Origin of the sequence: Lelliottia sp., from assembly GCF_045627565.1 — a bacterium.
Lineage (GTDB): Bacteria > Pseudomonadota > Gammaproteobacteria > Enterobacterales > Enterobacteriaceae > Enterobacter.
On the sequence record NZ_JAZQNX010000018.1, the window covers coordinates 59029 to 73168 of the forward strand.

Annotated in this window: 11 protein-coding genes and 2 tRNA genes; 1 reads left to right on the forward strand and 12 read right to left on the reverse strand. The window is 51.4% G+C overall.

The window, feature by feature from the left end; all coding sequences use genetic code 11:
* Nucleotides 1-100: 100 nt before the first annotated feature.
* The 8 genes from pnp to ACKI5T_RS10065 all read right to left on the reverse strand — a co-directional run bounded on the left by pnp (nucleotide 101) and on the right by ACKI5T_RS10065 (nucleotide 9362).
* Entirely contained in the window at nucleotides 101-2236 is a 2136-nt protein-coding gene (gene pnp / locus ACKI5T_RS10030; protein ID WP_407437241.1) for a polyribonucleotide nucleotidyltransferase, read from the reverse strand.
* 241 nt (nucleotides 2237-2477) lie between these two features.
* Nucleotides 2478-2747 (reverse strand): 30S ribosomal protein S15, encoded by a 270-nt coding sequence (rpsO, locus tag ACKI5T_RS10035; protein ID WP_003861789.1) that lies wholly within the window; start codon nucleotides 2745-2747, stop codon nucleotides 2478-2480.
* Between the two features lie 151 nt (nucleotides 2748-2898).
* A complete protein-coding gene (gene truB / locus ACKI5T_RS10040) occupies nucleotides 2899-3843 on the reverse strand; it encodes a tRNA pseudouridine(55) synthase TruB (protein ID WP_407437242.1) in 945 nt (314 codons plus the stop codon).
* Nucleotides 3843-4244, reverse strand: a complete 402-nt coding sequence (gene rbfA / locus ACKI5T_RS10045; protein WP_015960587.1) for a 30S ribosome-binding factor RbfA — start codon at nucleotides 4242-4244, stop codon at nucleotides 3843-3845. Before rbfA ends, truB begins: the two co-directional genes overlap by 1 nt.
* 144 nt (nucleotides 4245-4388) lie before the next feature.
* Nucleotides 4389-7085 carry a translation initiation factor IF-2 gene (gene infB, locus ACKI5T_RS10050; protein ID WP_015960588.1) on the reverse strand — a complete coding sequence of 899 codons (2697 nt, stop codon included), beginning with the start codon at nucleotides 7083-7085 and terminating at the stop codon, nucleotides 4389-4391.
* 24 nt (nucleotides 7086-7109) lie between these two features.
* Entirely contained in the window at nucleotides 7110-8597 is a 1488-nt protein-coding gene (gene nusA, locus ACKI5T_RS10055; RefSeq protein ID WP_015960589.1) for a transcription termination factor NusA, read from the reverse strand.
* A 28-nt stretch (nucleotides 8598-8625) separates the two neighbouring features.
* Nucleotides 8626-9078, reverse strand: coding sequence for a ribosome maturation factor RimP (gene rimP, locus ACKI5T_RS10060; RefSeq protein ID WP_015960590.1), 453 nt, complete (start codon nucleotides 9076-9078; stop codon nucleotides 8626-8628).
* 207 nt (nucleotides 9079-9285) lie between these two features.
* Nucleotides 9286-9362: transfer RNA gene (locus tag ACKI5T_RS10065), tRNA-Met, on the reverse strand.
* A gap of 344 nt (nucleotides 9363-9706) precedes the next feature.
* Between ACKI5T_RS10065 and argG the strand changes: the two genes are divergently transcribed.
* Nucleotides 9707-11053, forward strand: a complete 1347-nt coding sequence (argG, locus tag ACKI5T_RS10070; protein ID WP_235134135.1) for an argininosuccinate synthase — start codon at nucleotides 9707-9709, stop codon at nucleotides 11051-11053.
* A gap of 186 nt (nucleotides 11054-11239) precedes the next feature.
* Here argG and ACKI5T_RS10075 read toward each other — a convergent pair.
* The 4 genes from ACKI5T_RS10075 to folP form a co-directional block, all read right to left on the reverse strand.
* Nucleotides 11240-11326 (reverse strand) — tRNA-Leu (locus ACKI5T_RS10075).
* Between the two features lie 9 nt (nucleotides 11327-11335).
* Nucleotides 11336-11668, reverse strand: coding sequence for a preprotein translocase subunit SecG (secG, locus tag ACKI5T_RS10080; RefSeq protein WP_041689537.1), 333 nt, complete (start codon nucleotides 11666-11668; stop codon nucleotides 11336-11338).
* 224 nt (nucleotides 11669-11892) lie between these two features.
* Complete coding sequence (gene glmM, locus ACKI5T_RS10085; RefSeq protein ID WP_015960592.1) at nucleotides 11893-13230, reverse strand: phosphoglucosamine mutase; 1338 nt, start codon at nucleotides 13228-13230, stop codon at nucleotides 11893-11895.
* Nucleotides 13223-14071 carry a dihydropteroate synthase gene (gene folP, locus ACKI5T_RS10090; RefSeq protein WP_133631547.1) on the reverse strand — a complete coding sequence of 283 codons (849 nt, stop codon included), beginning with the start codon at nucleotides 14069-14071 and terminating at the stop codon, nucleotides 13223-13225. The genes glmM and folP overlap by 8 nt, the downstream gene beginning before the upstream one ends.
* Nucleotides 14072-14140 lie beyond the last annotated feature (69 nt).

Genomic DNA, 14140 nt, shown 5'->3' on the forward strand with positions numbered 1-14140 from the left:
CCCGAAGACAACTATTGGATGAACGTCCTGTCCCCCGGCTGCTAACAAGGCGTCCTGCCTGATAATAGGCCCTCCGCTAAAGCGGAGGGCAAATGCAACTTTACTCGCCTTGCTCTGCAGCCGGCGCTTCCGGCGCGGCAGCAGGTTGAGTCTGCTCGGTTGCTTCTTTGATGCTAAGGCGAACACGGCCCTGGCGATCAACTTCCAGAACTTTAACTGGAACTTCCTGACCCATCTGCAGGTAATCAGTCACTTTCTCAACACGCTTGTCAGCGATCTGAGAGATGTGAACCAGACCTTCTTTACCGCCACCAATGGCAACGAATGCGCCAAAGTCAACGATACGCGTCACTTTACCATTGTAGATACGGCCCACTTCGATTTCTGCCGTAATCTCTTCGATACGACGAATAGCGAATTTCGCTTTCTCACCGTCGGTCGCTGCGATTTTAACAGTACCGTCGTCTTCGATTTCGATGGTGGTGCCGGTTTCTTCGGTCAGAGCACGGATAACAGAACCGCCTTTACCGATAACATCTTTGATCTTGTCTGGACTGATCTTGATGGTGTGGATACGCGGTGCGAACTGAGAAATGTCGCCGCGTGGCGCGTTAATCGCCTGCTCCATCACGCCCAGGATGTGCAGACGCGCACCTTTAGCCTGGTTCAGTGCAACCTGCATGATCTCTTTGGTGATGCCTTCAATTTTGATATCCATCTGCAGCGCAGAGATACCTTCGCGGGAACCCGCAACTTTGAAGTCCATATCACCCAGGTGATCTTCGTCGCCCAGAATGTCAGACAGAACAACAAAATTGTCACCTTCTTTCACCAGGCCCATTGCGATACCGGCAACAGCAGCTTTGATCGGTACGCCAGCATCCATCAGAGCCAGAGATGCGCCACACACGGAAGCCATGGAAGAAGAGCCGTTAGATTCGGTGATTTCAGAAACCACACGCACGGTGTACGGGAATTTGTCAGCCTCTGGCATAACAGCCAGTACGCCACGCTTCGCCAGACGACCGTGACCAATTTCACGACGCTTCGGCGAGCCCACCATACCGGTTTCACCTACAGAGTACGGAGGGAAGTTGTAGTGGAACAGGAAGCTGTCAGTGCGATCGCCCATCAGTTCGTCGATGTTCTGTGCGTCACGAGCGGTGCCCAGAGTCGCAGTCACCAGCGCCTGAGTTTCGCCACGGGTGAACAGTGCAGAACCGTGAGTACGTGGCAGAACGCCCGTACGCACATCCAGACCACGAATCATGTCTTTTTCACGGCCATCGATACGCGGCTCGCCAGCCAGAACACGGCTACGAACAGCATTTTTCTCGATAGCGTGCAGAATTTCGCTCAGTTCGTTAGCGTCCAGAGAGTCATCTTCTGCAACCAGCGTAGCGATGGTTTCAGATTTGATCACATCAATCTGGGCATAACGTTCTTGTTTGTCAGTGATGCGGTATGCATCGCTCAGACGCGCTCCAGCCAGTGCAGCAACGCGCGCATTCAGCGCTTCGTTCACCGCTTCTGGCTGCCAGTCCCAACGTGGTTTACCGGCTTCTTTCACCAGATCTTTGATGTTTTCGATAACGATCTGCTGCTGCTCGTGACCAAAGACCACTGCGCCCAGCATCTGGTCTTCACTCAGCAGTTCTGCTTCAGATTCAACCATCAACACTGCAGCTTCGGTACCTGCAACAACCAGATCCAGCTTACTTTCTTTCAGCTCGTCCTGAGTCGGGTTCAGTACGTACTGGTCATTGATATAACCCACACGAGCAGAACCGATAGGACCGTTGAACGGAAGGCCGGACAGAGACAGCGCAGCAGATGCGCCGATCATCGCTACGATGTCAGGGTTAACCTGTGGGTTAACGGAAACAACGGTGGCAATAACCTGAACTTCGTTAATGAAGCCTTCCGGGAACAGCGGGCGAACCGGGCGGTCAATCAGACGCGCAATCAGGGTTTCGCCTTCGCTTGGACGGCCTTCACGACGGAAGAAGCCACCAGGAATTTTACCAGCAGCGTAAGTACGCTCCTGATAGTTAACGGTCAGCGGGAAGAAGTCCTGGCCTGGCTTAGTTTTTTTCTGGCCAACTACGGTCACGAATACAGCAGTGTCATCCATGCTTACCATAACGGCAGCAGTAGCCTGACGTGCCATCATGCCGGTTTCCAGCGTGACGGTATGCTGACCATACTGGAATTTACGAACGATCGGATTCAGCAAAATTCTGTCCTTTCTTAATAGATGACAGCACACCCACGGTGTGCTGTCGATTTAACCCGACCTTCTTCGCATCCTCGCGACTAATGACAACCGACACCCCCATGGGTGAAGCCTCTCATTAGCCGCGCGAACCTCTGCAATGAAGATCATTTATAGCAACAATACAATAGTTTCCAGTGAATTGCTGCCGTCTGGTTGAAAAAAGGGGCCATTAGGCCCCTTTTTCTGAAACTCGCAAGACTTAGCGACGCAGGCCCAGACGCTCGATCAGCGCGGTGTAGCGTGCAACATCTTTACGTTTCAGGTAGTCGAGCAGTTTACGACGCTGAGAAACCATACGCAGCAGACCACGACGGCTGTGGTGATCTTTTTTGTGCTCTGCAAAGTGACCCTGCAGGTGGTTAATCTGTGCGGTCAGCAGTGCAACCTGAACTTCGGTAGAACCGCTGTCGTTAGTACCACGACCGAACTCGGAAACGATTTTAGCTTTAGCTTCAACGCTTAGAGACATGATGAACTCCAAAAATATAAAGAATGAAAGGGTGCCGATCTCTAATTCAGCAACCCCAGTTTACGCCCTGCAAAATGGTAAACACTTTACCGGACGTTAAGCGGCGATATTCTACTCGTCTCCCCTGCTTATCGCAAGGCAAGTCACTCGCTTAAAACGGATATTCAACAACCAGGCGACGCGGTGCTACACGGCCCTCATCGTCGATTTCACCCATGCCGATGAACTTATTTTCTTCGCCTTCAGTGACGCGAACCAGACCCCGTTGTGGCGTCTCTGTCGTACGTACCGGATTACCATTTTTAAAGTAAACTGAAGACGTTAACGGCAAATTGACGACCGGGAAATCGGACGCTGGACTGTCCATTGGCATCAGCAGCGGATCAAGTAAATCCTCAGGTGAAATCCCCTGCGTTTCGGCTTGCTCTACCAATTCACGAAGCTGTTCAAGCGTTACCATACGGTCGACCGGGTACTTACTGACGGCGAGACGACGCAGATAAATCACATGCGCGCCACAACCCAGTTTTTCGCCCAGATCATCAATGATGGTACGAATATAGGTGCCTTTCGAACAGTGCACTTCGAGTTCCAGTTCATCACCTTCATGGCGAATGAATAACAGCTCATACACGGTTATCGGACGGGCTTCGCGCGGGACGTCTATCCCCTGGCGCGCATATTCGTATAGCTTTTTGCCCTGGTATTTCAGCGCCGAATACATCGACGGCACCTGCTGGGTTTCGCCCCGGAAACTTTCCAGCGCAGCATCCAGCTGTTCGGCACTAAACGTTACCGGGCGTTCTTCGACAACCTGGCCATCGGCATCGGAAGTATCCGTGCGCTGACCCAATTTTGCGATGACGCGATAACGCTTATCAGAATCGAGCAGATACTGGGAAAACTTTGTCGCCTCACCCAGACAAACGGGCAGCATACCTGTCGCCAGCGGATCCAGCGCACCGGTGTGTCCGGCACGGTTTGCGTTATAAATACGCTTAACTTTTTGCAATACGTCATTACTGGATGCACCTTGAGGTTTATCCAGCAGCAGCACGCCATGCACGTCGCGACCGCGACGACGAGGACGACTCATCAGTCTTCCTTTTCGTCATCCGGGTTCACACGACGCTCATCGTCATGTTTAACCACAGTGGTCACGAGGTTAGACATACGCATGCCTTCTACTAACGAGTTATCGTAGAAGAACGTCAGTTCAGGCACGATGCGCAGACGCATCGCTTTACCGAGCAGAGAGCGGATAAATCCTGACGCTTCCTGCAAGGCTTTGATACCGTTCTTAACCGCCGCTTCATCTTGATCATTGAGGAACGTGACGAACACTTTGGCATATGCCAGATCACGAGACATTTCAACACCAGAAACGGTCGTCATCATGCCGACGCGCGGGTCTTTGATTTCACGCTGCAGGATGAGTGCGATTTCTTTCTGCATCTCCTGAGCAACACGCTGCGGGCGACCAAATTCTTTCGCCATAATAAATTCTCCAGACAAAAAAGGGGCTATTAGCCCCTTTTAAAATTATTGCCGGGTGGCGCTTCGCTAACCCGGCCTGCACGTTCTCATCCACTGAGTCATTCGGGCTATAACTCTTCGTTGCAACCCGAAAGACGCCATGAATTAAGCGATGCTACGTTGAATCTCGATGATTTCGAACACTTCGATCATATCGCCAACGCGAACGTCGTTGTAGTTCTTCACGCCGATACCACATTCCATGCCGTTACGGACTTCGTTAACGTCATCTTTGAAGCGGCGCAGGGATTCCAGCTCGCCTTCGTAGATAACCACGTTGTCACGCAGTACGCGGATTGGGTTGTGACGTTTAATCGTACCTTCGGTAACCATACAGCCCGCGATCGCACCAAATTTAGGTGATTTGAACACGTCACGAACTTCAGCCAGACCGATGATCTGCTGTTTCAGTTCCGGAGACAGCATGCCGCTCATCGCCGCTTTCACTTCGTCAATCAGATGATAGATGACGGAGTAGTAGCGCAGATCCAGGCTTTCTGAATCGATAACTTTACGTGCAGAAGCGTCAGCACGCACGTTGAAGCCAACCAGAATCGCGTTCGAAGCAGCCGCCAGCGTTGCGTCGGTTTCGGTGATACCACCGACACCAGAACCGATGATTTTTACTTTCACTTCGTCGGTAGACAGTTTCAGTAAAGAATCGGAGATCGCTTCCACAGAACCCTGAACGTCCGCTTTCAGTACGACGTTCACTTCGTGAACTTCGCCATCAGTCATGTTTGCGAACATGTTCTCGAGTTTAGATTTCTGCTGACGAGCCAGTTTAACTTCACGGAATTTGCCCTGACGATACAATGCAACTTCACGCGCTTTTTTCTCGTCACGAACAACGGTCACTTCGTCACCGGCAGCCGGAACACCGGACAGACCCAAGATTTCCACTGGAATGGATGGACCTGCTTCCAGCACTTCCTGACCCAGTTCGTTACGCATTGCGCGAACACGACCGTATTCGAAGCCACACAGAACGATGTCGCCCTTGTTCAGCGTACCTTCACGAACCAGTACGGTAGCAACCGGACCACGACCTTTATCCAGGAAGGATTCGATCACTGCGCCGCTTGCCATGCCGTTGCGAACCGCTTTCAGCTCCAGTACTTCAGCTTGCAGCAGGATAGCGTTCAGCAGGTCATCAATACCGGTACCCGCTTTCGCAGAAACTGGGATGAACTGGGATTCACCGCCCCACTCTTCCGGCATAACGCCGTACTGAGACAGTTCGGTTTTAACGCGATCCATGTCTGCTTCAGGCTTATCGATTTTGTTGACTGCAACAACAACCGGTACCTGCGCCGCTTTTGCGTGCTGGATAGCTTCAATCGTTTGTGGCATCACGCCATCGTCTGCTGCAACAACCAGAACAACGATATCCGTTGCCTGAGCACCACGAGCACGCATAGAGGTAAACGCGGCGTGGCCCGGGGTATCCAGGAAGGTGATCATACCGTTGTCAGTTTCAACGTGGTAAGCACCGATATGCTGGGTAATGCCGCCCGCTTCGCCAGATGCCACTTTCGTAGAACGAATGTAGTCAAGCAGAGAGGTTTTACCGTGGTCAACGTGACCCATGATAGTCACAACCGGTGCGCGAGACTCAGCCGCAGCGCCAGTGTCACGGTCGCTCATTACCGCTTCTTCCAGCTCGTTTTCACGGCGCAGGGTCACTTTATGGCCCATCTCTTCAGCAACCAGCTGCGCTGTTTCCTGATCGATAACCTGGTTGATGGTTGCCATTGCGCCCAGTTTCATCATCGCTTTGATGACCTGAGAGCCTTTAACAGCCATTTTGTTCGCCAGGTCACCAACGGTGATGGTTTCGCCAATCACAACGTCACGGTTAACGGCTTGAGCAGGTTTCTGGAAGCCCTGCTGCAAAGATGAACCTTTACGCTTGCCACCTTTACCACCGCGACCCGCAGCGCGCGCTTCTTCGCGGTCTGCTTTGGATTCAGCGTGTTTGTTGCCTTTCTTCTGAGGACGAGCAGCTTTCGTCGCAGTACGCGTACGGCTACGGTTACCTTCAACCTCACGGTCATTTTCGTCTTCAGCCTGGCGAGCGTGCTGAGAAGTGGTGACGTGATAATCGGTCTTATCCTCTTCACCTTTCGCTTTCTCTTGCTCAGCCCAAACGCCTGCATTTTCTTCAGCCATGCGACGGGCTTCTTCTGCTACGCGACGCGCATCTTCTTCGAGTTTGCGACGGGCTTCTTCTTCCGCTTTGCGCTTCAGCTCCGCAGCTTCATTTTCACGGCGGGCTTTTTCTGTCTGGGCAGTTTTGGTCATTTCGTCAGTCTGTTGATTGCTCACTTTGTCTTTTTCCGCAGCGTCGCGCTTCGCTTTATCATTTGCATCGCGCTTCGCTTTTTCTGCGGCCTCACGTTCAGCTTTTAATACGGCCTCACGTTTAGCTGTTTCAACAGCCTCACGCTGAGCTTGCTCTTCCGCTTCACGCTGTGCCTGCTCTTCCGCTGCAAGGCGCTCGGCCTCTTGCGGATCACGTTTTACAAAGGTGCGTGTCTTGCGGACTTCGATTTGTACCGATTTACTTTTTCCACCGGTACCTGGAATACTCAACGTGCTACGCGTTTTGCGCTGCAACGTCAGCTTGTCAGGCGTAGAGCCGTGTTCACGGTTCAGGTGCGCTAACAGCGTTTGTTTTTCTTGCGCGGTTACCGAATCATCAGCCGCCTTCGGGATCCCTGCATCAGCAAATTGCTGTACCAGGCGCTCCACGGGGGTCTGAATCTCAGTAGCCAGCGATTTTACAGTTACATCAGTCATGCTGTTCCTTCCTGCTACAGTTTATTACGCTTCGTCGCCGAACCAGCAAATATTACGTGCGGCCATGATGAGTTCGCCGGCTTTCTCGTCGGTTAAACCTTCGATATCAGCCAGGTCATCAACGCCTTGCTCAGCGAGATCTTCCAGCGTACAAACACCATGGGCAGCCAGCTTGAACGCAATCGCACGATCAAGACCTTCTAAATTCAGCAGGTCATCAGCCGGCTTGTTATCACCAAGGCTTTCTTCCTGAGCCAGTGCCAGGGTGGTCAGTGCGTTTTTAGCGCGTTCACGCAGGGCTTCAACGGTTGCTTCATCCAGGCCGTCAATTTCCAGCAGTTCTTTAATTGGCACATAGGCCAGTTCTTCAAGCGAAGAGAAACCTTCTTCAACCAGGACAGTTGCGAAATCTTCGTCAATTTCCAGGTACTTCGTGAAGGTCGCGATCGCGGCGTGAGCTTCAGCCTGATGCTTCGCCTGCAGATCATCAACGGTCATCACGTTCAGATCCCAACCACTCAGTTGAGAAGCCAAACGTACGTTCTGACCATTACGTCCGATAGCCTGCGCCAGGTTACCGGCTTCAACAGCGATATCCATGGTGTGCTTGTCTTCATCGACCACAATGGAAGCAACATCTGCCGGAGCCATCGCGTTAATCACGAATTGTGCCGGGTTGTCGTCCCAAAGGATGATATCGATACGCTCGCCGCCCAGTTCAGTTGATACAGCCTGAACGCGCGCACCACGCATACCTACGCAAGCACCGACCGGGTCGATACGCTTGTCGTTGGTTTTTACCGCGATCTTAGCGCGTGAACCTGGATCGCGGGCCGCTGCTTTGATCTCGATAAGTTCTTCACCAATTTCTGGTACTTCAATGCGGAACAGTTCAATCAGCATCTCTGCTTTAGAACGCGTAACGAACAGCTGCGCACCGCGCGCTTCTGGCCGTACCGCATACAGAACACCGCGGATGCGGTCGCCTGGACGGAAGTTCTCACGCGGCAACATATCTTCGCGCAGAATAACCGCTTCAGCGTTGCTACCCAGGTCAAGCGCGATGTTGTCACGGTTAACTTTCTTCACGACGCCAGTGATGATTTCACCTTCGTGTGAACGGAACTGATCAACCACCATGGCGCGTTCAGCTTCACGTACTTTCTGTACGATAACCTGTTTCGCCGTTTGGGTAGTGATACGGTCAAACGTCACCGATTCAATCTGATCTTCAACATATTCGCCGACATTGAAGCTTTCGTCTTCGTAACGAGCCGCTTCCAGCGTAATTTCTTTAGTCGGTTGGGTCACTTCTTCAACAATAACCCAACGACGGAATGTATCGAAGTCACCGCTTTTACGATCGATTTCTACGCGAACATCGATCTCTTGTTCGTATTTTTTCTTGGTTGCTGTAGCCAGTGCACTTTCCAGCGCTTCGAAAATCTTCTCACGCGGCAGTGATTTCTCGTTAGAGACGGCTTCAACAACAGCCAAAATTTCTTTGTTCATCGCGGGCTTTTCACCTCAATCCAGACTGTTAAAAGTGGGGAACCAGGTTCGCCTTCTGGATATTACTCAGCGCGAACACTTCATCTTTGCCTTCGACTGTTACTGTGATCATCTCACCATCAACGGCCTTAATAACGCCCTGCCATTTACGGCGGTTTTGCACAGCCATACGCAGAACGACAGCCACTTCTTCACCAATATAGTGAGTGTAGTGTTCAGCAGTAAACATTGGACGATGGAGGCCAGGCGAGGAAACTTCCAGGTTGTAGGCAACAGTAATAGGATCTTCAACGTCAAGAACCGCACTGACCTGGTGGCTAACATCAGCACAATCATCAACATTGATGCCATCTTCACTATCAATATAGATGCGCAGCGTGGATGTACGGCTGCGAATAAATTCGATGCCGACCAGTTCGTAGCCCAGTGCTTCGACCGGTGCTTTAATCATCTCTGTTAATTTTTGCTCTAATGTGGACAAGCCCACCCCCAAGACGTAAAAAAAGGGCATAAAGCCCAGTTATTCTGTAGTCAGATAACAAAAAACCCCGATAAATCGGGGCTTTAGATAACTGAACCCTATAGCCGCAACTGCGGCCTGGAGCACTTTCTGAAAGAATTTTTTCAAATCCAGCTACGAAGCCGCTATGTCTTCACAGTATATTTGAAAAAGAACTTTATAGGAAAGTGGTTGCGGGGGCCGGATTTGAACCGACGACCTTCGGGTTATGAGCCCGACGAGCTACCAGGCTGCTCCACCCCGCGCCTGAAACGTGGCAAATTTTACTCGTTTTGGGTAAAAAATGCAAATAATGCTGGGATTTGGTACCGAGGACGGGACTTTAAATCGGCGTTTAGTATATTGATAGTTAACCCCACCTGTCAACCCTACAAGCTATGCGTTTTGCTGAATAAGCCAGCAGGCACTATTCTGTTCTGACGTCTTCATGTCTAGCGGCCTAAACAGTGGGAAATTTTTACAAAAAACTCACGAATCTCTTCCGGTCATTGGCAAAAGATGATTAAATGAAAACTCACTTATTTTGCATAAACATGCAAAGAGAGCTGAAAGCGGTCTCTCATCAGTCAATCAAGCAGGGTTTTATTTTATGACGACGATTCTCAAGCATCTTCCAGTAGGACAACGTATAGGCATCGCTTTTTCGGGCGGCCTGGATACCAGCGCTGCACTCCTGTGGATGCGCCAAAAGGGAGCGGTTCCTTATGCATATACAGCGAACCTGGGTCAGCCGGATGAGGAAGATTATGATGCGATTCCTCGTCGCGCCATGGAATACGGTGCAGAGAACGCACGTCTGATTGACTGCCGTAAGCAACTGGTTGCTGAAGGTATCGCGGCCATTCAATGCGGTGCTTTCCACAATACGACTGGCGGCCTGACCTATTTCAACACCACGCCTCTGGGCCGCGCGGTTACCGGCACCATGCTGGTTGCAGCCATGAAAGATGATGGCGTGAATATTTGGGGCGACGGCAGCACCTATAAAGGCAACGATATTGAACGTTTCTATCGTTACGGCCTGCTGACCAACGCTGAATTGCAGATTTACAAACCTTGGCTGGACACGGATTTCATTGATGAACTGGGAGGCCGTCAGGAAATGTCCGAGTTTATGGTGGCTTCCGGTTTTGACTACAAAATGTCTGCCGAGAAAGCGTATTCCACAGATTCCAACATGTTAGGCGCGACACACGAAGCGAAGGATCTTGAGTTCCTGAACTCTAGCGTCAAAATCGTCAATCCCATCATGGGCGTGAAGTTCTGGGACGAAAACGTCAAGGTTCAGGCTGAAGAAGTCACGGTTCGTTTCGAACGTGGTCACCCGGTGGCGCTGAACGGCCAGACCTTCTCAGACGACGTAGAACTGATGCTGGAAGCAAATCGCATTGGTGGTCGTCACGGTTTAGGCATGAGCGATCAGATTGAAAACCGTATTATCGAAGCAAAAAGCCGCGGGATCTATGAAGCACCGGGCATGGCGCTGCTGCACATTGCTTACGAGCGTCTGCTGACCGGTATTCACAACGAGGACACCATTGAGCAGTATCACTCTCATGGTCGCCAGTTGGGTAAATTGCTGTATCAGGGACGTTGGTTCGATCCGCAGGCGTTGATGCTGCGTGATGCCCTGCAACGCTGGGTTGCCAGCGCCATTACGGGCGAAGTGACTCTGGAACTGCGTCGTGGTAATGACTACTCTATCCTGAATACCGTGTCTGATAATCTGACGTACAAAGCTGAACGCCTGACCATGGAGAAAGGGGACTCTGTCTTCTCTCCGGATGATCGTATCGGCCAATTAACTATGCGTAATCTGGATATCACCGACACGCGTGAGAAACTGTTCAATTACATTGAAACCGGTTTGCTCTCTGCGTCTTCCGGAAATGGTCTGCCGCAGGTTGAGAATCTGGAACACAGCGATAAAAAGTAATCGCGAAGCGGAATAAAAAAGGCGCCAAAAGGCGCCTTTTTTGTGTCTGTGAGATATCGGCCGCTGATGCCGACCATCGCTCTCTGTCGAGCATAATGGCAACGGTCATCACTCTGCTATTTTTTAAAACGGCAAAACTAACAGATGAAAAAAAAGACATCTTTCGATGTCTTTCTTCTGGAATATTGGTACCGAGGATGGGACTCGAACCCACAAGCCCGTTAGGGCACTACCACCTCAAGGTAGCGTGTCTACCAATTCCACCACCTCGGTACTGAAAACTTACTGCGGGATATCGCTGGTCGGCTTAGCCGGTTCAGCTGGCTGAGTCTGCTCGGTTTTAGACGGAGCATTCAGATTTTCCCACTCGCTTCCTTTGCTGGTCTTGTTGCTATTGATGTTGCCAAGCGCCAGACTGATAATGAAGAACAGCGTAGCCAGAATCGCCGTAGTACGGGTCATGAAGTTCGAAGAACCACTTGAGCCAAACAGCGTACCGGAAGCGCCTGCTCCGAAGGAGGCTCCCATATCAGCGCCTTTACCTTGCTGCAGCATGATCAGCGCTACGAGAGCGATGGCTACAATAAGGAAAACAACTAAAAGAGCTTCGTACATAATCAACCTGTTCCTTGCGGATTTGCCGCATACCAATGCTTCGACCAATTTAGCAGGATTTTTGTTTCCCACTGAAGCGGGTGTGAATACTAACCAAAGCGAATGGCCTTCGCAAGGGCAATTTTAGTGCATTGTATCAACTGCTGAAAAAAACAGCAAAAGCACCAATATCGGACAATCTTAAGGCGGCAAACGCCGCCTTTTTAAACACTTACTGCGAGAGATTATGCCGCTTTAACCGCATCGGCTATTCGATGAGCAAACTCAGTAACCTGCGCTTCTTCTTCGCCTTCAACCATTACGCGAATCAAAGGCTCCGTCCCCGATTTGCGTAACAGCACGCGACCGCGATTTCCCAGCGCTGCTTCCACTTCTGCCATGACCGCTTTCACATTTTCATTTTCCAACGGATCGCCTTTACCAGCAGTAAAACGAACGTTAACCAGAATCTGCGGGAACATTTTCATGCCGCTGCATAGGTCATGCAAATTCATATGATTGCGCACCATCGCAGCAACAACCTGAAGACTTGCCACGATGCCGTCGCCGGTCGTTGTTTTGTCTAGCAGAATCACATGGCCAGAGTTTTCTGCGCCAATACGCCAGCCTTTTTCCTGGAGTTTCTCCAGCACGTAGCGGTCGCCTACTTTGGCTCGGGCAAACGGAATGCCAAGTTGTTTCAGAGCCAGTTCCAGGCCCATATTGCTCATCAATGTGCCTACCGCACCGCCGCGCAGCTGGCCCTGACGCAGACCTTCACGGGCAATGATGTACAGAATCTGGTCGCCGTCGACTTTGTTTCCTTCGTGATCAACCATGATCACGCGGTCACCGTCGCCGTCAAACGCAATGCCCAGATCGGCTTTTTCAGCCAACACGCGGGCCTGCAAAGCACGCACGTCTGTCGCGCCCACTTCCTCGTTGATGTTGAGGCCATCAGGCTCACAGCCAATGGCGATAACTTTTGCACCGAGTTCGCGGAAAACATTTGGCGCAATATGGTAGGTCGCGCCATTCGCACAATCGACCACAATTTTGAGATGGCTCAGGCTCAGCTCATTGGGGAACGTGCCTTTGCAGAACTCAATGTAGCGGCCCGCAGCATCAACAATACGGCTTGCTTTGCCCAATTCCGATGAATCGACGCAGGTCAGCTCTTTTTCCATTTCCGCTTCGATTGCTTCTTCAACTTCGTCAGGTAATTTTGTGCCATCAATAGAGAAGAATTTAATCCCGTTATCGTAGAACGGATTGTGCGAGGCAGAAATCACAATGCCCGCTTCTGCACGGAAGGTACGCGTCAGATACGCGACCGCAGGCGTTGGCATTGGGCCGGTGAATGAAGCGGAAAGCCCTGCGGCGGAAAGGCCAGCTTCTAATGCAGACTCCAGCATGTAGCCCGAAATACGGGTATCTTTCCCGATGATAATTTTACGCGAGCCGTGGCGAGCCAACACTTTACCCGCCGCCCAGCCAAGTTTAAGAACAAATTCTGGGGTGATCGGTGCGTCGCCCACGCGCCCACGAATGCCGTCGGTGCCAAAATATTTACGATTACTCATAGCGTTTATTTTCCTTCGCTGACAGTGTGGCTTCAACCACACGCATAGCTTCTACTGTCTCTTTGACGTCATGGACGCGAATAATGTGCGCGCCTTGCATCGCCGCAATAACTGCACACGCAAGACTTCCACTCAGACGTTCGCCAGGACCCACATTAAGCAATTGCCCTACCATCGTTTTTCGCGACATCCCAACCAGCAACGGCAGACCAAAATGGTGAAACGCTGATAAACGCGCAAGCAACTCATAGTTATGGGAGAGATTTTTACCGAATCCGAATCCCGGGTCGAGCAACAATTTCTCTTTTGCGATACCCGCACGCTCACAACGTGCTATTTGCTCATTAAAGTAGCGATTCACATCGGCAAAAACATCGTCATACTTCGGCGCTGCCTGCATTGTTTTGGGTTGCCCCTGCATATGCATCAGGCATACCGGCAAACCGGTTTCGGCAGCCGCTTCCAGTGCGCCTGGCTCGGTAAGCGAGCGAATGTCGTTAATGATGTGAGCCCCTACTCGCGCGGATTCTCTGATCACTTCAGGTTTTGAAGTATCCACGGAGATCCACACTTCAAAGCGTTGAGCAATCGCTTCCACCACAGGGATCACCCGCGCTAACTCCTCCTCCACACTCACGTCCGACGCGCCAGGGCGCGTAGACTCGCCGCCGATATCAATAATCGTCGCACCCGCGTTGATCATCAGATTGGCATGCTTCACCGCTTCAATCAGCGTGTTGTGCGCGCCGCCGTCGGAGAACGAGTCAGGCGTAACGTTCAGGATCCCCATCACATGTGGATGTGAGAGATCAAGAGTCGAGTCCTGGGCGAATAGTTTCATGGCTAAATCCCTGGTATTTAAATGAACAGATAAGAAAAACCCCGGAGCAAGCTCCAGGGTTTGGGTACA

Bases quoted from the DNA above. Each gene is read 5' to 3' on its own strand.
- rpsO (WP_003861789.1), bottom strand. From the start codon at position 2,747: ATGTCTCTAAGCGTTGAAGCTAAAGCTAAAATCGTTTCCGAGTTCGGT.
- truB (WP_407437242.1), bottom strand. From the start codon at position 3,843: ATGAGTCGTCCTCGTCGTCGCGGTCGCGACGTGCATGGCGTGCTGCTG.
- rbfA (WP_015960587.1), bottom strand. From the start codon at position 4,244: ATGGCGAAAGAATTTGGTCGCCCGCAGCGTGTTGCTCAGGAGATGCAG.
- infB (WP_015960588.1), bottom strand. From the start codon at position 7,085: ATGACTGATGTAACTGTAAAATCGCTGGCTACTGAGATTCAGACCCCC.
- nusA (WP_015960589.1), bottom strand. From the start codon at position 8,597: ATGAACAAAGAAATTTTGGCTGTTGTTGAAGCCGTCTCTAACGAGAAA.
- argG (WP_235134135.1), top strand. From the start codon at position 9,707: ATGACGACGATTCTCAAGCATCTTCCAGTAGGACAACGTATAGGCATC.
- secG (WP_041689537.1), bottom strand. From the start codon at position 11,668: ATGTACGAAGCTCTTTTAGTTGTTTTCCTTATTGTAGCCATCGCTCTC.
- glmM (WP_015960592.1), bottom strand. From the start codon at position 13,230: ATGAGTAATCGTAAATATTTTGGCACCGACGGCATTCGTGGGCGCGTG.
- folP (WP_133631547.1), bottom strand. From the start codon at position 14,071: ATGAAACTATTCGCCCAGGACTCGACTCTTGATCTCTCACATCCACAT.